This is a genomic window from Methylobacterium sp. ARG-1, assembly GCF_001262595.1.
Lineage (GTDB): Bacteria > Pseudomonadota > Alphaproteobacteria > Rhizobiales > Beijerinckiaceae > Methylobacterium > Methylobacterium brachiatum.
Genome location: NZ_LHCD01000059.1, coordinates 1 through 16,979, shown reverse-complemented (window position 1 = coordinate 16,979; position 16,979 = coordinate 1). Strand labels below are relative to the sequence as shown.

The window sequence follows — 16,979 nt, the reverse complement described above, 5'->3', positions numbered from 1 at the left end:
CCACTCGCGACGTGGCGCCCCGCATGGGCGCCCTTCGTGTTTGCAGACAACCAGGACGCGTGAAGGTCGGGTGCGGCATCAGCCGCCCGCGAGCGCGCCTCGACCTTTGAAGGCTCTGTGCCATGAAGAGAACCTACCAGCCGAGCAAGCTCGTCCGTAAGCGCCGTCACGGTTTCCGTGCGCGCATGGCCACCGCGGGTGGCCGCAAGGTGATCGCGCGCCGCCGCGCCCACGGCCGCAAGAAGCTGTCGGCCTGAGAGCCGGCGGATCCTCGCCGGCGCGGCCCTGTTCCGGCAGCCGCGCTGCGAGGCGTGAGCATGACGCGGAAACGTGAAACCCGGTTTTCCGAACGCGTCATGCAGCACACAGGATGAGATCGGCCGGGATCGAACCATCGATGGCGACGATCGAGCGGCTGAAGAAGCGGCCCGACTTCCTGGCGACAGCCGAGGGGCGCCGCTTTCATACCGAGCGCATGACCGCTCAGGGCCGCCTGCGTGATACGCAGGCCGCGGACGGGCTGAGGCTCGGCTTCACCATCACGAAGCGCGTCGGCCATGCGGTCGAGCGCAACCGCATCCGGCGGCGCCTGCGCGCGGCCGTGAGCCTTGTCGCGCCCGATCTCCCGGGCGAACTGGCCGGGCTGCCCGCCGACATTGTGCTGATCGCCCGGCGTCCGGCCCTGACTGCGCCCTTCGAGACCCTGGCCGAGGATCTGCGCCGCGCCATCCCGACCGTGACGCGCCCGGCCACGCCGCGGCCGCCCGGTGCGAGATCCGGCGGCAAGTCTGGCAGCAAGTCTGGCGGCCGGCCGTCCAAGACCACACCTCTCCAGCGCGATGCGGGCCGAGCGCCTGCGCAGCCTGCATCTTCCGGCGCATCGGGTCGCGATCCGTCGCCGGGCGATGCCAGAGACTCCCGAATCACGGATGCGCGCGGGCCCGATCGGGTCGGTGCCGCTCCTGTTGCCACTCCGAACGCGTGCGGCGGTGTCCCCGATGGGCAATGACAAGACGAACATGTTCGTGGCCATCGGCCTGTCGCTGCTGGTGCTGCTCGGCTGGCAGTACTTCGTAGCCGGCCCCCGGGTGGAGCAGCAGCGCCTGATCGAGGCGCAGAACAAGGCCGCGCAGCAACAGCAGCAGCCGCCGGGCGTGACCCCGGAGGGCGTGCCGTCGCCCTCGCCCAAGGAGGGCGGCCCGGCCATGCCGGTGCCCGGCACGGTTCCCGGCCAGGGCGGCCCGGTTTCCCGCGAGGCCGCGCTCACCCGCTCGCCGCGCATCCGCATCGAGACCCCGGCGCTCAGCGGCTCGATCGCCCTCAAGGGCGGCCGCGTCGACGACGTGTCGCTGAAGAATTACCACGAGACCGTGGACCCGAAGAGCCCGGAGATCGTGCTGTTCTCCCCGGCCGGCAGCGAGGCGCCGTACTACGCCGAGTTCGGCTGGGTCGGCGCCAATGCCGGGCCGCTGCCCGGCAGCGAGACCCTGTGGACCAGCGACGGCAAGACGCTCTCCCCCGGCATGCCCGTGACCCTGACCTGGGACAACGGCGCAGGCCTCGTCTTCAAGCGCATCATCGCGGTCGACGATAAGTACATGTTCACCGTCCGCGAGGAGGTCGAGAACAAGGGCTCGGGCGCGGTGACGCTCTACCCGTACAGCCTCGTCTCCCGCTGGGGTAAGCCGCACACCCAGGGCTACTACGTCCTGCATGAGGGCATGATCGGCTATCTCGGCAACGAGGGCCTGCAGGAATTCACCTACGACAAGCTCGCCAAGGAGGGCGCCTATGGCGGCGCCAACACCAAGGGCCGCGCCTGGAACGGCGTGAGCGGCGGCTTCGTTGGGATCACCGACAAGTACTGGGCCGCGGCCGTGATGCCCGGCGACCAGAACGCGCCCTATACCGGCGCCTTCACCGACCGCACGGACGGCGCCACCAACGTCTACCAGGCGAGCGTCCGCGGCGACGCCGTGAACCTGGAAGCCGGCGCCTCGGCCACCACGACCCAGCGCCTGTTCGCCGGCGCCAAGGAAGTGAACCTGATCAACAACTATGAGAAGGACCTCGGCATCAAGCACTTCGATCTGATGATCGATTGGGGCTGGTTCTTCTTCATCACCAAGCCGATGTTCCGGGCGCTGGACTTCTTCTTCCACCTGTTCGGCAATTTCGGCGTCTCGATCCTGGTTGTCACCTTCTGCCTGAAGCTGCTGTTCCTGCCGATCGCCAACCGCTCCTACGTGTCCATGGCCAAGATGAAGGCCGTGCAGCCGGAGATGGCCGCCATCCGGGAGCGGTACAAGGACGATCGCCTGAAGCAGCAGCAGGCCACGATGGAGCTGTACAAGAAGGAGAAGATCAATCCGGTCGCCGGCTGCTGGCCGGTGCTGATCCAGATCCCGGTCTTCTTCGCGCTCTACAAGGTCCTGTTCATCACCATCGAGATGCGCCACGCGCCGTTCTTCGGCTGGATCCACGATCTCGCGGCGCCGGATCCGACGAGCATCCTCAACCTGTTCGGCCTGTTGCCCTTCCCGGCGCCGGATTTCGTCCATCTCGGCGTCTGGCCGCTGATCATGGGCGTGACCATGTTCGTGCAGATGAAGATGAACCCCGCGCCGCCGGACCCGGTCCAGGCGCAGATCTTCACCTTCATGCCGATCGTGTTCACCTTCATGCTGGGTTCGTTCCCCGCCGGCCTGGTGATCTACTGGGCCTGGAACAACACCCTGTCGGTGATCCAGCAATACGTCATCATGCGTCGCAACGGCGTGAAGGTGGAGCTGTGGGACAACCTGCGGACCACGTTCCGGCGCGGCGGCACAAAGGCGGCGGCCACCAAGGGCTGACAAGGAAAGCCGTGACCGAGACCAACGACGACGCGGCCGACCTCCTGGAGGCCGGCCGCCTGCTGTTTGCCGGCGCCGCCGACTTCTACGCGGCTGCCCAGGTTCTCGATCGCATCCCGCCCATGGAGGGCGTCGAGATCGCGTTCGCGGGGCGCTCGAATGTGGGCAAGTCGAGCCTGATCAACGCGCTGACCGGCCGCAACACCCTGGCGCGCACCTCGCACACGCCGGGACGAACCCAGCAGCTCAACTTCTTCCGGATCGGCGATCGCCTCTCCCTCGTCGACATGCCGGGCTACGGCTACGCGGCGGTGGAGAAGGCCAAGGTCGAGGCCTGGACCAAGCTGATCCATGCCTACCTGAAGGGCCGGGCCAATCTCGCCCGGGTGTTCATGCTGATCGACGCCCGCCACGGCTTCAAGTCGATCGACACCGACGTGCTCGACGGGCTCGATAAGGCCGCGGTGAGCTACCAGGTGGTCCTCACCAAGGGCGACTCCTTGAAGAAGGGCGAGATCGAGAGCCGGATCGCCGGCATCCAGGCGGGGCTGGCCAAGCGGCCGGCGGCCTTCCCGCAGGTCATACTCACCTCCAGCCGCGACGATCTCGGCGTGCCGGAGCTTCGCGCGGCGATCGCCAGGCTGCTGGTCGAGCGCGGCGCATGAGGGTCTCGGGCTTCGACCGGGCGCTCGCGGCGCTGGCCTGCCTGGCCGGGCTGCTGGGCGTCGCGCTCAGCGCGGCGGCGGCCCATATTCCCGGCGCGGATTCGCTCAAGACCGCGGCCCAGTTCCTGCTGTTCCACGCTCCGGCGATCCTGGGGCTCACGGGTCTCGGCGTCCTCAGTCTGGCGCGGCCGGCGCTCGCCCGCGGCGCGGCCGGGCTGCTCGTCCTCGGCCTGCTCCTGTTCTGCGGCGACCTCTCGGTGCGGACCTGGCTGCAGCAGCCGCTCTTCCCGATGGCCGCCCCCATCGGCGGCTTCGCCTTGATGGGCGGGTGGCTCCTGGGGGCGATCGGCGCCCTGGTGCCCGGTCGGCGCTCGCCACGTCACGTTGGTAACAGCGTAGCCGAGACGCACGTCACGCCAACGTGATATGCCATAGGACCAGCGCATTCCCCCGCTCCCCTCGCTCCGAATGGGATGAGAACGGGGGCGGACCGCGGCGAATGGCCTTTGGTCGGTAAGGACGCTCGCACGCAGCTGGGGTATCGCGGCGCGCAACCTCACCCTCGGCCGCCTGGATCGCCGTGGAGGACATCCACGCCGATTGTGGGCCGCCGGTCTATTATCCCGGCACCCACCGCCTGCCGTACCTGTTCAGCCACGGCGTCGGCATCTCGACCGACGATGTCCGCGAGCGCGGCTACTCGGCCTATGCGGAGCGCTACGAGCCCGCGATCAAGCGCGAGATCGCCGATCACGGCGCCCAGCCGCAGCACTTCCTGGCCCGCAGGGGCGACGTGCTGTTCTGGCACGCCAATCTCCTGCACGGCGGATCGGCCCGCAACGACCAGCGCCACTCGCGCAATGCGCTGGTGCACCATTATTTCGCCGAAGGCTGCATCTGCAACCACGACCTGTCGTCGAGCACGTCGGCGGTCCACGGCCCGGTCGAGCGCCTGCCGACTTGCGGCGCGTCGAGCCCCGATATCGCGGTGCGCCGGAAGATCGCGTCGTAGCCGGCCCGGATGTCAGGCCGCCCACACCGACAGGAATTCCAGCGCCGGTCCCTGCGCCTCGGAGAAGACGCCGGCGGTGAGCGCGCCGCCATAGACCGCGGCGGTGTCGAGGTTCGTCCGGAATGGGCGCATCTCCGGACGGCCGCTGCGCTGGGGCGTGTGGCCGTGGACCACGTGCCGGCCGAAATCGTGATCCCCCTCGAGGAACGGCTCGCGGATCCACAGGCGGTCGTGAACGTCCGAATCCGGCGCCGCGGTGCCGGGACGGAGGCCGGCATGGACGTACCAGTGCGCCGCGTCCCCGTGCAGGGTCGGCAGCGCCTCGATCCAGTCGAGGGTGTCGCGCGGCAGGCCGGTGAGATCCCGCGCCCCGAACGAGTCGAGCGTGGCGTCGCCGCCGCAATAGAGCCAGTGCCGGGCCGCATCCGGCGACAGGAGCGCGTCGAGCAGCATGCGCTCATGGTTGCCCATCAGGCAGGTGACGCGCTCGGGCTCGGCCCAGTTCAGGCGGCTGATGGTGCGCAGCACCGCGGCGCTGTCGGGGCCGCGGTCGACATAGTCGCCCAGAAAGACCAGGCGGTGGGCGCGGTCCCCGGCATGGGCGGCGATCCGCTCCAGCAACGTATCCAGCAGGTCGGCGCGGCCATGCACGTCGCCGATGGCGTAGGTGAGGGTCTGTGACTCCATGCGCCATCGTCCACAGGAGACGTCGCGCGCGCAAGGCGTGAGGGCGGATCCTCAGCCCTTCGCCTCCCGGGCGTAGCGGCCGTCGTACCGGCCCGCCCGGATCTGCGCGAGCACCTCGCTCTCCCGGGCCACCTGCGCACGTACGGCCTCGATCAGGCGGGGCGCGAGCGCGGGCGGGAAGGTCACGACGCCGTCCGCATCGCCCACGACCACGTCGCCCGGGTTCACCGTCCAGCCGCCGATGGAAACCGGCAGGTTCGTCGCGCCGGGCCCGGTCTTGAACGGGCCCCTCGGGATCGCAGCGCGGGCGTAACAGGGGAAATCCGACTCCGCGAAGGCGTCGGTGTCGCGCACGGCCCCGTCCACCACGAAGCCGGCCACGCCCCGGCTCTCGGCGATCGCCTTCATCACGTCGCCCACCAGAGCCCGGCTGGTATCGCCGCCGCCATCGACCACGATCACGTCTCCGCGACGGGCCTGCTCCAGTGCCTGGTGGATCGCGAGGTTGTCGCCGGCCCGCACCTGTACCGTGAAGGCCGTTCCGAGCAGCCGCCCCCGCCGGTGGAAGGCGCGCAGGCCCAGAAGGACCGGCATCCGGTCGAGGCAATCGCTGATCGTCGCGGTGGCCACGTCCTGGAACGTGGCGAGCAGGTCGGGATCGACGGCGGGCGGCGGCGGATTGTGCGTGATGCCGGGCATCGGCGGGGACCTCCCTGACGGCGCGCCGCAGGATTCCGACCGGATCACGTCGGGGCCGCGCCGGGGCGGATCTTGCCTCAGGATCCGCGCGGTGTCGCGTTCGGTGCCGTCAATGCTCGGCGGCCTGGGGGGCGCCGGCGCCTCCGCCGGTGGCAAGCCTGCGCCGGGCATCTGCCTGGCCGCTGGTCGTCCCGAAGTAATTCGCCGAATCACCGAGCTGGACCGCCGGCTGGCAATTCGGCGTGCAGGAGAGCGATTCCCGGTCGAGGCCGCGCTGGACCGTGATGGTCGTATCCCGCGACGCCTCGACCCGGATCATCGTCTCGGCGATCAGGCTGCCGCCGGTATCGAGCGCGATCAGGTTGGTCGAGCCGAAGCTCTTGCCGGTGAGCACGAGCACGCCGTTCTTCTGCGGCGTGACCTCGGCGATGATCGGGTTGCCCACGATGACGGTCGCGGTCTTCTCCGGCAGCCGGATCACCTTGGCGTTGTCCACCAGCACGGTGACGATCGGCAGCGGCTCCGGCTGGGCAGCCGCGACCGACGCGCCCGTCAGAAGGAGGACGAGGCCGGCTCGGGCCCCATTCGACAGGGTGCGGCGCATCGGGCGGTTCTCGGAAGCGACCGGCGCCCGCGCGAGGCGGCGCCTGAAGCTGTAGCGCTAGCCCGGGATCGGTGAAGGAACCGCTAAGCATGAGTAATGCCGCGGCATGTCGAGCGGCGTCGAAACTGATCCTTCACTAAGCTCGCAGACGGACCAGCGTGAACTATGATCGAGGCGTGATTTAACCGATTTTCAAGGCGTATCGAACAGTCTGCAGCGGCCGCCGATCGGGACGTAGAAATCTTCGTCGGTCATCTCACAAGCTTCACGTTATAAGTTCTTGTTCGAAGGATCGCCTCCTATGAAGACCCTGTTCTCGCGCTTCGCCTCGGACGAGTCCGGCGCCACCGCGATCGAGTACGGCATGATCGCCGCCCTGATCGCCGTCGTCATCATCGGCGCGCTGAAGACCGTCGGCACCTCGCTGTCCGCCAAGTTCAGCGCCATCTCCGGCAACCTGACCGCCACCCAGTAATCGACGCCCGAGCGGTCAGGATCTGCGGCAGGTCCGAGGCTCCGTCGCGTGGCGCGAGGGGGCCTCGGCCGGCCGGATTCGCCGGTCGGCGGCGGCCTCGATCCCGAGCCGCTGATTGGGCAGGCATGGATAGGGTTGGACCCGAGATGGTTGGCGCAGGATCGGCGATCGTGAGCCTCGGCACGGCGGGCTTCGGCCTCCTGGTGCTGTTCCCGTTCCTGATGGCCTACGCGGCCGCGAGCGACCTGCTGACGATGCTGATCCCGAACCGGATCTCGTTGGCTCTGGTGGCGGGTTTCGCGCTGCTCGCCCTGACCGGGCCGATGAGCTGGTCCGAGATCGGCCTCCATCTCGGGGCCGGCGCCGCCGTCCTGGCCGGAACCTTCACGCTGTTCGCCTTCGGAGTGATCGGCGGGGGCGACGCGAAGCTCGCCGCCGCCACCGCTCTCTGGCTCGGCTTCGAGGGCCTGGGCGATTATCTCTTGGTCGCCTCCATCTTCGGCGGCGCCCTGACGCTGGCGATCCTGGCCGCGCGCGCCTACCCGCTGCCGATGCGCGTCGCCCGGCTGCCCTTCGCGCTGCACCTTCACGACGCCAAGACCGGCATCCCCTACGGGATCGCGCTCGCCGCGGCCGCACTCCTCGTCATGCCCGACACCGAGATCTGGACCCGGGCGCTCGCCGGCTGACGCAGCGGCGCCGCGCGCACCAGCCAGTACGCGCCAACCGTAGCGATTCCCGTCGACGGGATCTGGAGCGTCGGTCCGGGGCCGGCTAGAACGGAACCATGTCGTTCGCGCTGCTGCGTCGCCCCGATCCCGGCCATCTCGAGGTCCAGCACGAGGGAGCCAGCTTCCAGATCGCGCTGCGTCGGCGGCCGACCGCGCGCCGGATCACCCTGCGGGTCTCGGCCGCCACCGGCGAGGTCGTGATCACCCTGCCGAGCCGCACCGCGGTGAACACCGCCCAGCGTTTCGCCACCAGCCATGCCGGCTGGATCGCGGCGCGGCTGGCGCGCGTGCCCGAGCGGGTCCTGTTCGTCCCAGACGCGATCCTGCCCCTGCGCGGCGAGCCGCATCGCGTGCATCTGCGCGATACCCGTAGCGGTGCGGTCCGCGTCGAGGTGGGGGAGGGGGAGCCGGTGCTCTCGGTTTCCTGCGATCCCGCGCATGTCTCGCGCCGGATCCGGGACTACCTGACCCGGGAGGCGCGGCGGGACCTCGTCGAGGCGGTGGAGCGCTACGCGCCGCGGCTCGGCCAGAGGCCGGTGCGCATCACCCTGCGGGACACACGCAGCCGCTGGGGCTCCTGCACGGCACGGGGCGAGCTGAACTTCTCGTGGCGCCTGATCCTGGCGCCCCCGATGGTGCTCGATTACCTCGTCGCCCACGAGATGGCGCATCTGCGCGAGATGAACCACTCGGCCCGGTACTGGGCGCTGCTGCACGGCCTGTGCCCGAACGTCGACGCCGCCGAGGCGTGGCTGAAGCGCAACGGCACCAGCCTGCACCGCTACGGCTGATCGGGCCTCAGCCCTTGGCGCGCAGGACCTTCTGGCGGGTGACGGTCTCGGCCGGCCAGGCCGGCCGCGGATCGACATGGCCCGGCTCGAGCGTGCGCGGAGCCACGCTGTCGCAGACCTCGCGCTGGCGGATGATCACCGGGTTTCCGAAGGCGTCGCGGCGGCGCACCAGGCCGCCCTCGCGGCAATAGCCGGCGATCGCGGCCTGACCGTTGCGGCGGCCATACGGGTTCACCGCCACCGGCGGATGCTCGACGATCAGCGTGTCGGAGCGGTTGAGGGAGCGTTCCACGTAGGTGGGCTCGGAGACCGGAAGCGACTGCGCCCCGGCCTGCGCGAGGGTGGCCAGCAAGCAGGCGGCCGAGAGGGCGAACAGGCGCATCACAGCTTCAGGATCCTGCGCTGGAGGAAAAGCGACCTTCATTTAGGTCGTTCTGCAACCCCCGGGTAGCGCCCAGGGGCAACACTGGAGCCGGCATCGCTTGACAGCGCGGGGCTGACCATGGTCGGAACACCCGCGATTTTACGGCCCCGCCGGTCCTCGGCGGTGGCGTTCCGAAGGGTTCGGTGGTGCCGCTTCACGCGAGGCTCGATCGTTTTCGGCGCGTGGTCCGGCGCGTCGCGCTGCCGGTATCCCTCGCCCTGTCCGCCATGGGGCTCGCCTCCGCCGGGCCGGCCGCCGCCCAGGGCATGGTGCGCAAGACCTTCGACGACTGGCAGCTGCGCTGCGAGACGCCGGCCGGCGCCAAGGCCGAGCAATGCGCGCTCGTGCAGTATCTGGCCGCGGAGGACCGCCCCAATCTCACCCTGGTGGTGATCGTCCTGAAGACCGCCGACAACCGCGGCTATCTGCTGCGCGTGGTGGCGCCGCTAGGCGTGCTCCTTCCCTCCGGCCTCGGACTGAAGATCGACCAGACCGATGTCGGCCGGGCCGGCTTCGTGCGCTGCCTCACCACCGGTTGCGTGGCCGAGGTGGTGATGGATGATGGCTTGATCCGCCAGTTCAAGGGCGGCACGCAGGCAACCTTCATCGTGTTCCAGACGCCCGAGGAAGGCGTCGGCATTCCACTTTCGATGAAAGGCTTCGCGGCCGGGTTCGACAGCTTGAAATGACGATGCCGCTCGGGAGCCGCGCGATGATCGGAAGTCGTGACCTGTTTCTGAGCCTGTGCGGCCTGATCCTCGCTGGTTCGCTAGCCGCGGGCCCGGCTCGCGCGGAGGAGGGCAACGTCCTCTCCAACCTGTTCAAGTTCGGCGGCACGACCGTGCCGCCGTCGCAGGCCCAGAGCCTCGATCCGCCCTATTGCCCCCCGGTCGAGGTGGCCGAGAACGGCGCGGCCTATCGCGTCCTCGCCGGGAGCGACGTGCGGACCCAGTTCTCGGTCGGCCGTCTCGCCCGGGAATGCGCCCGGCGCCAGGACGGCTCGGTCACCGTCAAGGTCGGGGTTGAGGCCAATGTCCTGCTCGGCCCGAAGGGCGCCCCCGGGCGATTCGACGTGCCGGTGACGATCCAGATCCGCCACGAGGGCAAGGTGCTCGCGAGCCGCGTCGAACATTCCAGCGTGGTCGTCGGCCCGGGCGAGGCGCAGGGCTTCGCCACCATCGTGGCGGAGGAACTCACGGTTCCGCCGGCCGCGGCCGAGGATTACGACATCACCGTCGGCGTGGGCAGCGGCAAGAACGCCGGCGGCAAGGCCGCCGCGAAGCCGCGGCGCAAGAAGCCGGCGGTCGCCGCGGAGCCCGCCAGCGGAGGCGACGCTGCCCAGTGATGCCGCGGCGCGTCTTGTCGATCCGATCGCGCTGACGGGGAAAGCCGGACACGGCGCGATCTGGCTCGGCCGCGCGACGCGCTTCCGGCTGGAGCCGGCCGACGATCCCGTCTTCGATCGCCGCCTCGTCCTGCCCGACAACCCGGCCGGCTGGATCGTGCTGAGCTATGCCGGCGATCCGGGTGCCGTACCCCGCCGGCCGATCCTGCGGGTCCTGCGCGGGGCCGACGGCACGCCGCAGGATTTCGTCCTGCCGGGCGCCGCGCACGGCTACGCCCACTGGCTCGGCCTGATCCCCCCGGATACCCGGGAGATCCGCCTGTCGGCCGGCCCCGGCTTTGCGCTGGAGCGGGTCGGGGCTCGGCGCGAGGTCTCCGTGCTCGCCCAATGCCTTTTGCGCCGGCCCTGGCGGTTCGTCTCGGCGCTCTACGAACGCGCACGCGGGTCCGAGCGGCGCTACCGCGATACGCTGCGCGGGGCCTGCGCGGTGACCCCGCTGACGCAGTACCAGTCCTGGGCGGCATCGCGGGACCGCCCGGTCCGGGCCATTCCGACCGAGCTGCGGATCCGCTGCCTCGTCCTGATCCGATCCGGCGAGGCGGCGGCGCTCGCCGCGACCCTCGACGCGCTGGCCGTGCAGGGCCACCCGGCCCACACCGTGGGCGTCGCCTGGGAGGATGCCCGCCCCGCATCGCCGGATCCTCGGGTCGCGCATCGGATCTGGGATGATCGCGCCACCGCGGCCGACCTGATCGCCGGGGCCGACGCCCTGTGCCTGCTCCGGGCCGGCGACATCCCGACCCCAGACGCGCTCGCCCTGCTGGCGCCGGCCCTGGCGAGGGCGGATTTCGCCTACGGCGACGAACTCGGCCCCGACGACCAGCCGCGGCTCAAACCGGATTGGAGCCCGGATCTCGCCCTCGCCACCGGCTACGCGAGCCGCGCGGCCCTGTTCGCGCGCACGTTGCTCGAGCGGCTGCCGCCCCAGCCGCTCGGATCCATGGCCGAGGCGTTCCTGGCGATCGAGGCCGCCGCGATCGTCGCCGGCGCGCGCGGCGCCCATGTCCCGCGCGTCCTCGCCCGCATGACCAGCGATGTCCTCGATCCGCCGGCACGCGCGCGGGCGCTCGCTGCGCGTCTCGAGGGGCTAGCTGCCCCGGTCCGGGCCGCCTTCCGCAACGGCGCGATCCAACTCGACTGGCCGCTGCCGAGCCCCGCCCCGAGGGCCAGCATCGTGATCCCGTCGCGCGACCGCCTCGACCTGATCGAGCGGGTCTGCCGCGGCGTGCTGCACGAGACCGCCTATGCCGATCTCGAGCTGATCATCGTCGACAACGGCTCCGCCGATCCGGCCGTGCTGGCGCATTACGACGAGCTGCGCCGGGATCCGCGGGTCCGGATCCTGATCGACCCGCGACCCTTCAACTTCGCCGCCATGGTCAATGACGGCGTCGCCGCCGCGACCGGCGCGATCGTGGTGCTGCTCAACAACGATGTGGCGGTTCTGGACCCCGGCTGGCTCGACGCGATGGTCCGCCAGGCCAGCCGCCCCGAGGTCGGGGCCGTCGGTGCAAAGCTCCTCTACGCAGACGGCACCCTGCAGCATGCCGGGGTGGTGGTCGGCCTCGGTGGGCGCGCCGGCCATATCCTGCGCCGCCGTCCCGGGGACACGCCGGGCCATCTCGGCCGCCTCCGCGTGGCCCACGAGGTCTCGGCCGTAACCGCCGCCTGTCTCGCCGTATCGCGCGACAAGTACCTAGCTGTCGGCGGCTTCGACGCCGAATCCTTCCCGGTGGATTTTAACGATGTCGATTTCTGCCTGCGGTTGGGCGCCGCCGGCTGGAAGACGATCTGGACCCCGTCCGCCACCCTGGCCCATCTCGAATCCGTCAGCCGGGGGCCGTCGGTCGGGGCTAAGCGCGCCCGTTTCGAGCAGGAGGCCGCCCGGTTCTCCGAGCGCTGGCGCGACGTGATCCGCCACGATCCGTATTACCATCCCGCCCTGTCGCTCACGACCTTCGGCGAGGATCTCGAATGATGCGGCGGCCATGAAACGGCCTGCGCCGGAGCTTGCGGAGACGCTGCATCTCGGCATCCCGCGCCGCCCCGGCCGCGCGATGCTCAGTGCGCTGCGCCATCTTCTCGGCCGCCCCCGGGCGACGGGAGAGATCCTGCTCGCGCGGCTCCAGGGGCGACGCCTGCGCGCGCGCCAGAAGCTGGCGGCCCTGGTCGGGATCGACCATCGGCTCGCGCTCCCGGCGGGCATCCTCGATCGCTTCCCGCCCGCGCCGTCCCCGCCGCGCGACGCCATCCGGGTGTTCGGCGACGGCGTCCTCGTCTCAGGCGCGGCCGCGCGCATCGCCGCCGCCTTCGCGGCCGATCCCAAACTCCAGGCGGTTTACGGCGATGCGCTGATTCAGGACCGCGCGCGCGGCCCGGTGCGGCCGCTGCTTTCGCCGGTCTTCGACGCCGACCTGCTGGCCGCTGTCGATTATCTCGAGCCCCTGCTGGCCTGCCGTCCGGGAGCCCTGGCGCCGGAGACGCAGCCGAGCGGGCCCGCCGACGCCGCGTTCCAGATCGCTGAGCGGTACGGCGCTCGCGCGATCGGCCACCTGCCCGAGATCCTCGCGATCCGGCGCGGCGACCCCGTCGACACCGTGTCGCCGGCAGGGGAGGGGGGGCGGCACCGCCATCGCGATGCCCTGCGCCGCCACCTCGACCGGTCGGGCCAGACCGCGAGCCGCATCGTCGTCGACGAGCACGGCCTCCTGCAGGTCGAGCACCCTTTGCCCGATCCGCGGCCCCTGGTGAGCGTCATCGTGCCGACCCGCGACCGGCTCGACCTGCTCCGCCCCTGCCTCGACAGCCTCGCGACCTGCACCGACTGGCCGAACCTCGAGATCCTGGTCTGCGATAACGACAGCCGCGAGCCCGAGACGCTGGCCTTCCTGCGAAACCTCGAGCGTGAGGGGAGGGGGGGCGTCGTGCCCTGTCCCGGGCCGTTCAACTTCGCCGCGATGAACAATGCCGCCGCCGCCCGCGCCCGCGGTGCGCTGCTGGTCTTCGTCAACAACGACGTCGAGGCGTTCCTGCCGGATTGGCTCGCCCGGATGGCCCGGGAGGCCCTGCGCCCGGAGATCGGCGCTGTCGGCGCCCGGCTCCTCGATGGCGAGGGTCGGATCCAGCACGGCGGCATCGTGCTGGGCACCGGCGGCCTGGTCACGCACGCGCACCGCCACTTCCCGGGGGACGCCCCGGGCTACCTCGCGGGCCTGCGCGCGACCCATGCGGTGTCCGCGGTCACCGCCGCCTGCCTGATGGTCGAGACCCGGAAATTCCGGGCTGTCGGCGGCTTCGACGATGCGGATTTCGCGGTCGATTTCAACGATGTCGACCTGTGCCTGCGCCTGAACGCGGCCGGTCACCGTACGCTGCTGGTGCCGGGGGCGGTGCTGCATCACCGCGAATCGGCGAGCCGCCGCTGGACCCAGGAGGCCCGCGCCCGCCACGAGCGCGAGATTGCGGCGCTCAAAAAGCGATGGGGGCCGCTGCTGGTGCAGGACCCCCATTATCACCCTGGCTTCGACCCGGATCTCTCGACCCACGCACGCCTGCGCCCGGGGTTTCCGAAAGCGGGTCCGGCACCGGTACGACGCCCGCCCGCTTAGAGCATCGTCCCGTAAGGTGGCCGCCGGCTTTCGGGTCAGACGCGGCGCGAGGCCCAGCCTACTGGACGAGGCGTGGGCCGCCGCCCTGAACCTTCTCATTCTCCGACATGATGCCGAGCCGCTTGGCGACTTCCGTGTAGGCCTCGATCAGGCCGCCCAGATCCTTGCGGAACCGGTCCTTGTCGAGCTTGTCCGAGGACTTGATGTCCCACAGCCGGCACGAATCCGGGGAGATCTCGTCGGCCACGACGATGCGCATCATGTCGCCTTCCCACAGGCGGCCGGTCTCGATCTTGAAGTCCACGAGCCGGATGCCGACGCCGAGGAAGAGCCCCGACAGGAAGTCGTTGACGCGGATCGCCAGCGCCATGATGTCGTCGATCTCCTGGGGCGTCGCCCAGCCGAACGCGGTGATGTGCTCCTCCGACACCATCGGGTCGTTGAGCGCGTCGTTCTTGTAGTAGAACTCGATGATCGAGCGCGGCAGCTGGGTGCCTTCCTCCAGGCCCAGCCGAGTCGCCAGCGAGCCCGCCGCGACGTTGCGCACCACCACCTCGAGCGGGATGATCTCGACCTCCCGGATCAGCTGCTCACGCATGTTCAGCCGGCGGATGAAGTGCGTCGGCACGCCGATGTCGTTGAGGTGCTGGAACACGAATTCCGAGATCCGGTTGTTCAGCACGCCCTTGCCGTCGATGATCTCGTGCTTCTTCGCGTTGAAGGCCGTGGCGTCATCCTTGAAGTGCTGGATGAGCGTCCCGGGCTCGGGCCCCTCGTAGAGGACCTTCGCCTTGCCCTCGTAGATGCGACGGCGGCGGTTCATAGGCGTGTACCGTGGTTTGAGGAAGTCCATGGGCCGAGGCTCCTGATGCGCGACGATTGGGAGGAATCCGCGGCGCGGCGACCGGATGCTGAGGTCGGGCAGCCGGACGGCCTCTGCCCGAGGGCCCGGCTACTGCCGTTCAAACTAGCCGAACCGGGGTTCCAGCACAACGCGTTGGCCCGCAGGGTGGGATTGCGGGCGCGGGCCGGGACGTGCCGCCGACCGGCTGCGGGGTCCGCCCATCACGCCGTCACGCGGCGGTCTTCGACGGGTATCGGCAGAGATCGGCGATGAGGCAGCGCGGGCATTCGGGCTTGCGCGCCTTGCAGGTGTAGCGGCCATGCAGGATCAGCCAGTGATGGGCGTGTAGCCGGTAGGGCTCCGGAACGATCGCCTCCAGCCCGGCCTGGACCTTGTCGGTCGTGCTTCCGACGAACAGCGGGATCCGATTCGAGACCCGGAAGATATGGGTGTCGACCGCGATCCGCGGAACCTGGAAGGCGATGTTCAGCACGACGCTCGCCGTCTTGGCCCCGACCCCGGGCAACACCTGCAGCGCCTCGAGGCTCGCCGGCACCGCGCCGCCATGCTGCTCGACCAGGATGCGCGAGAGTGCGATGACGTTCTTCGCCTTCGTGTTGAACAGCCCGATCGTGCGGATGAAGCCGCGGACCGTCTCCTCGCCCAGCGCCAGCATCTTCTCGGGTGTGTCGGCCACCGCGAAGAGCGGGCCGGTGGCGAGGTTGACGCCGCGGTCGGTCGCCTGCGCCGACAGAACCACGGCGACCAGCAGGGTGAACGGGTTGACGTAGTGCAGCTCGCCCTTCGGCTCCGGCTCGGCTGCATGGAAGCGCCGGAAGATCTCGGTGAGCGTCGCCGGCTCCACCGCCTCCGGCGCGGTCTCGATTCGGGCGGTCTGGGCCGGACCGATCCGTCCGCCGAGGCGCCCTGACGCCGCAGCTTTCGCGGTCTCGCCTGCGGCACGCCGTCGAGGGGGGCTGTTAACCGAGGGCGGAGGCTTTCTGGCGGGCATCGGCGCGTTATATGGATCGCATGGCGACCGGCAATCCTTCCGTCCATCCGCACGGGCTCGACCCGGACACGATCGATCGGCCGGTTTTTTCCGCCACCATCCGGCCGCATCAATCTTTGAGCCGTCTCGGCTTCCGCATCGTGATGACCGGTTGCTGCTTGGTCTCGCTCACCGTTTCGGTCTGGGCTTGGCGGATGGGGTTCTGGCCGGTGGCCGGGTTCTTCGGCCTCGACATGCTGGCGATCTATGCGGCGTTGAAGGTCAGCTTCCGACGCGGCCGCTCCTTCGAGGAGGTGATGATCTCGCAGATCGAGATCCTGCTCGCCCGGGTCAGCTACACGGGTGAGCGGCACGAATGGCGGTTCAATCCGCTCTGGACAAAGATCGTCACGGTCGAGGACGACGAGTACGGGCTTCAGCGACTCACCTTGGTGTCGCGGCGCCAGCGGGCTCTCGTCGCGCGTGATGCCGATCCGGACGAGCGCGCGCGCATCGCGCAGGGTCTCGGCCGTGCGCTGGCCCAGGTGAAGAAGGGCTACTGAGCGCTGCGCGCCGGTTTTCCGGATCCACGCCGAACCACGATCGCACCGCAACAAACCGGTTGACGGCCCCGGTTCACCTGTCTATAGAGCTGTCCATCGGCGCCGGCCGCGGAAGTGGCCCGGGCGCTGAAGCATCTTCTGACAGGATCGGCGATTGGCCGGCGGGTTTGCCGGGCGGTCTGCTGTTTTTGTTCGATGCCGACCCTGAGATCTTCTCCGCTTCCGCGGGCTGAACAACGGGGTTGACAGGGAGATTGGTGGGCTCTAAACGCCCTCCACCGCTGAGGCGGCCGACCGGACGGTTTGGCCAGTATCACGGTTCTCCCAGTCGGACAAGCGGTGGATCAGGGTCTCGGCCCGGATCGACGCCTCGTCTGCAGCGGTACCGGTTCTGCCGGTACCGCGGGTCTTTGACATTGTTGGATTTGAGGAAGGGAGACGCGGACGGCGTTTGTCCTTGCGGCTGGGGCTTCGTGCCCTGGCAAGTGAGAGACTCGTGCCGATCGTCGGATCTCTTTTTGAGCTCACCGATTTTGCTGCGCTGTGAAGCGCTGCGGGATCGATTGTGAGGCTCCGTCTGAGAATTACGTGATCAGCTTTGATCAATCTCTTCAACGTGAGAGTT

General features: G+C 69.8%; 20 protein-coding genes. 14 read left to right on the top strand and 6 right to left on the bottom strand.

Features of this window, described 5'->3' with window-relative positions; all coding sequences use genetic code 11:
* Positions 1 to 122: 122 nt before the first annotated feature.
* The 6 genes from rpmH to AKJ13_RS29015 all read left to right on the top strand — a co-directional run bounded on the left by rpmH (position 123) and on the right by AKJ13_RS29015 (position 4,532).
* On the top strand, positions 123 to 257 hold the full coding sequence (gene rpmH, locus AKJ13_RS29040) for a 50S ribosomal protein L34 (RefSeq protein WP_039893469.1): 135 nt from the start codon (positions 123 to 125) through the stop codon (positions 255 to 257).
* Positions 258 to 397: 140 nt separating this feature from the next.
* A complete protein-coding gene (rnpA, locus tag AKJ13_RS29035; protein ID WP_050736423.1) occupies positions 398 to 1,009 on the top strand; it encodes a ribonuclease P protein component in 612 nt (203 codons plus the stop codon).
* A complete protein-coding gene (gene yidC, locus AKJ13_RS29030) occupies positions 999 to 2,855 on the top strand; it encodes a membrane protein insertase YidC (protein WP_050736422.1) in 1,857 nt (618 codons plus the stop codon). Before rnpA ends, yidC begins: the two co-directional genes overlap by 11 nt.
* Before the next feature lie 11 nt (positions 2,856 to 2,866).
* On the top strand, positions 2,867 to 3,520 hold the full coding sequence (gene yihA / locus AKJ13_RS29025) for a ribosome biogenesis GTP-binding protein YihA/YsxC (protein WP_007558103.1): 654 nt from the start codon (positions 2,867 to 2,869) through the stop codon (positions 3,518 to 3,520).
* Positions 3,517 to 3,945: a DUF423 domain-containing protein gene (locus tag AKJ13_RS29020; protein WP_050736421.1), complete on the top strand. Its 429-nt coding sequence runs from the start codon at positions 3,517 to 3,519 to the stop codon at positions 3,943 to 3,945. Before yihA ends, AKJ13_RS29020 begins: the two co-directional genes overlap by 4 nt.
* A 149-nt stretch (positions 3,946 to 4,094) precedes the next feature.
* The gene (locus tag AKJ13_RS29015) at positions 4,095 to 4,532 is read left to right on the top strand and encodes a phytanoyl-CoA dioxygenase family protein (RefSeq protein ID WP_280137137.1); all 438 of its coding nucleotides are present in this window, start codon (positions 4,095 to 4,097) and stop codon (positions 4,530 to 4,532) included.
* Positions 4,533 to 4,544: 12 nt separating this feature from the next.
* Here the strand turns inward: AKJ13_RS29015 and AKJ13_RS29010 are convergent, their stop codons facing one another.
* The 3 genes from AKJ13_RS29010 to AKJ13_RS29000 all read right to left on the bottom strand — a co-directional run bounded on the left by AKJ13_RS29010 (position 4,545) and on the right by AKJ13_RS29000 (position 6,522).
* Positions 4,545 to 5,219 carry a metallophosphoesterase family protein gene (locus AKJ13_RS29010; protein WP_050736420.1) on the bottom strand — a complete coding sequence of 225 codons (675 nt, stop codon included), beginning with the start codon at positions 5,217 to 5,219 and terminating at the stop codon, positions 4,545 to 4,547.
* Between the two features lie 51 nt (positions 5,220 to 5,270).
* Positions 5,271 to 5,918: an RraA family protein gene (locus tag AKJ13_RS29005; RefSeq protein WP_050736419.1), complete on the bottom strand. Its 648-nt coding sequence runs from the start codon at positions 5,916 to 5,918 to the stop codon at positions 5,271 to 5,273.
* A 109-nt stretch (positions 5,919 to 6,027) separates the two neighbouring features.
* Positions 6,028 to 6,522 (bottom strand): pilus assembly protein N-terminal domain-containing protein, encoded by a 495-nt coding sequence (locus AKJ13_RS29000; protein WP_007558093.1) that lies wholly within the window; start codon positions 6,520 to 6,522, stop codon positions 6,028 to 6,030.
* Positions 6,523 to 6,823: 301 nt separating this feature from the next.
* On the opposite strand from AKJ13_RS29000, the gene AKJ13_RS28995 reads away from it, so the two are divergent.
* From AKJ13_RS28995 to AKJ13_RS28985, 3 genes are all read left to right on the top strand, one after another.
* Positions 6,824 to 6,997, top strand: a complete 174-nt coding sequence (locus tag AKJ13_RS28995) for a Flp family type IVb pilin (RefSeq protein WP_007558091.1) — start codon at positions 6,824 to 6,826, stop codon at positions 6,995 to 6,997.
* Between the two features lie 146 nt (positions 6,998 to 7,143).
* Positions 7,144 to 7,686 carry a prepilin peptidase gene (locus AKJ13_RS28990; RefSeq protein ID WP_050736418.1) on the top strand — a complete coding sequence of 181 codons (543 nt, stop codon included), beginning with the start codon at positions 7,144 to 7,146 and terminating at the stop codon, positions 7,684 to 7,686.
* 98 nt (positions 7,687 to 7,784) lie between these two features.
* A complete protein-coding gene (locus tag AKJ13_RS28985; protein WP_050736417.1) occupies positions 7,785 to 8,519 on the top strand; it encodes a SprT family zinc-dependent metalloprotease in 735 nt (244 codons plus the stop codon).
* Between the two features lie 7 nt (positions 8,520 to 8,526).
* On the opposite strand, the gene AKJ13_RS28980 is transcribed toward AKJ13_RS28985, so the two are convergent.
* Positions 8,527 to 8,901 (bottom strand): hypothetical protein, encoded by a 375-nt coding sequence (locus AKJ13_RS28980; protein ID WP_050736416.1) that lies wholly within the window; start codon positions 8,899 to 8,901, stop codon positions 8,527 to 8,529.
* 269 nt (positions 8,902 to 9,170) lie between these two features.
* Between AKJ13_RS28980 and AKJ13_RS28975 the strand changes: the two genes are divergently transcribed.
* The 4 genes from AKJ13_RS28975 (at position 9,171) to AKJ13_RS28960 (ending at position 13,956) form a co-directional block, all read left to right on the top strand.
* Positions 9,171 to 9,632 (top strand): invasion associated locus B family protein, encoded by a 462-nt coding sequence (locus tag AKJ13_RS28975; RefSeq protein WP_244471792.1) that lies wholly within the window; start codon positions 9,171 to 9,173, stop codon positions 9,630 to 9,632.
* A gap of 23 nt (positions 9,633 to 9,655) precedes the next feature.
* Positions 9,656 to 10,288, top strand: a complete 633-nt coding sequence (locus AKJ13_RS28970) for a hypothetical protein (RefSeq protein WP_050736425.1) — start codon at positions 9,656 to 9,658, stop codon at positions 10,286 to 10,288.
* 157 nt (positions 10,289 to 10,445) lie between these two features.
* Positions 10,446 to 12,326, top strand: coding sequence for a glycosyltransferase family 2 protein (locus tag AKJ13_RS28965; RefSeq protein ID WP_200905722.1), 1,881 nt, complete (start codon positions 10,446 to 10,448; stop codon positions 12,324 to 12,326).
* A 10-nt stretch (positions 12,327 to 12,336) separates the two neighbouring features.
* Positions 12,337 to 13,956, top strand: a complete 1,620-nt coding sequence (locus AKJ13_RS28960; RefSeq protein WP_050736413.1) for a glycosyltransferase — start codon at positions 12,337 to 12,339, stop codon at positions 13,954 to 13,956.
* Positions 13,957 to 14,014: 58 nt separating this feature from the next.
* Here AKJ13_RS28960 and purC read toward each other — a convergent pair whose 3' ends face one another.
* Both purC and nth read right to left on the bottom strand, forming a co-directional pair.
* A complete protein-coding gene (gene purC / locus AKJ13_RS28955) occupies positions 14,015 to 14,809 on the bottom strand; it encodes a phosphoribosylaminoimidazolesuccinocarboxamide synthase (protein ID WP_007558076.1) in 795 nt (264 codons plus the stop codon).
* Between the two features lie 220 nt (positions 14,810 to 15,029).
* The gene (nth, locus tag AKJ13_RS28950) at positions 15,030 to 15,812 is read right to left on the bottom strand and encodes an endonuclease III (RefSeq protein WP_244471790.1); all 783 of its coding nucleotides are present in this window, start codon (positions 15,810 to 15,812) and stop codon (positions 15,030 to 15,032) included.
* A gap of 20 nt (positions 15,813 to 15,832) precedes the next feature.
* Between nth and AKJ13_RS28945 the strand changes: the two genes are divergently transcribed.
* The gene (locus AKJ13_RS28945) at positions 15,833 to 16,354 is read left to right on the top strand and encodes a DUF2244 domain-containing protein (protein WP_050736412.1); all 522 of its coding nucleotides are present in this window, start codon (positions 15,833 to 15,835) and stop codon (positions 16,352 to 16,354) included.
* Positions 16,355 to 16,979: the final 625 nt, after the last annotated feature.

Bases quoted from the DNA above. Each gene is read 5' to 3' on its own strand.
- AKJ13_RS29010 (WP_050736420.1), bottom strand. From the start codon at position 5,219: ATGGAGTCACAGACCCTCACCTACGCCATCGGCGACGTGCATGGCCGC.
- AKJ13_RS28985 (WP_050736417.1), top strand. From the start codon at position 7,785: ATGTCGTTCGCGCTGCTGCGTCGCCCCGATCCCGGCCATCTCGAGGTC.
- rnpA (WP_050736423.1), top strand. From the start codon at position 398: ATGGCGACGATCGAGCGGCTGAAGAAGCGGCCCGACTTCCTGGCGACA.
- AKJ13_RS28960 (WP_050736413.1), top strand. From the start codon at position 12,337: ATGAAACGGCCTGCGCCGGAGCTTGCGGAGACGCTGCATCTCGGCATC.
- AKJ13_RS28995 (WP_007558091.1), top strand. From the start codon at position 6,824: ATGAAGACCCTGTTCTCGCGCTTCGCCTCGGACGAGTCCGGCGCCACC.
- yidC (WP_050736422.1), top strand. From the start codon at position 999: ATGGGCAATGACAAGACGAACATGTTCGTGGCCATCGGCCTGTCGCTG.
- AKJ13_RS28975 (WP_244471792.1), top strand. From the start codon at position 9,171: ATGGGGCTCGCCTCCGCCGGGCCGGCCGCCGCCCAGGGCATGGTGCGC.
- AKJ13_RS28980 (WP_050736416.1), bottom strand. From the start codon at position 8,901: ATGCGCCTGTTCGCCCTCTCGGCCGCCTGCTTGCTGGCCACCCTCGCG.
- rpmH (WP_039893469.1), top strand. From the start codon at position 123: ATGAAGAGAACCTACCAGCCGAGCAAGCTCGTCCGTAAGCGCCGTCAC.
- AKJ13_RS28945 (WP_050736412.1), top strand. From the start codon at position 15,833: ATGGCGACCGGCAATCCTTCCGTCCATCCGCACGGGCTCGACCCGGAC.
- AKJ13_RS29020 (WP_050736421.1), top strand. From the start codon at position 3,517: ATGAGGGTCTCGGGCTTCGACCGGGCGCTCGCGGCGCTGGCCTGCCTG.
- purC (WP_007558076.1), bottom strand. From the start codon at position 14,809: ATGGACTTCCTCAAACCACGGTACACGCCTATGAACCGCCGCCGTCGC.
- AKJ13_RS28990 (WP_050736418.1), top strand. From the start codon at position 7,144: ATGGTTGGCGCAGGATCGGCGATCGTGAGCCTCGGCACGGCGGGCTTC.
- AKJ13_RS28970 (WP_050736425.1), top strand. From the start codon at position 9,656: ATGATCGGAAGTCGTGACCTGTTTCTGAGCCTGTGCGGCCTGATCCTC.
- AKJ13_RS29005 (WP_050736419.1), bottom strand. From the start codon at position 5,918: ATGCCCGGCATCACGCACAATCCGCCGCCGCCCGCCGTCGATCCCGAC.
- AKJ13_RS29000 (WP_007558093.1), bottom strand. From the start codon at position 6,522: ATGCGCCGCACCCTGTCGAATGGGGCCCGAGCCGGCCTCGTCCTCCTT.
- nth (WP_244471790.1), bottom strand. From the start codon at position 15,812: ATGCCCGCCAGAAAGCCTCCGCCCTCGGTTAACAGCCCCCCTCGACGG.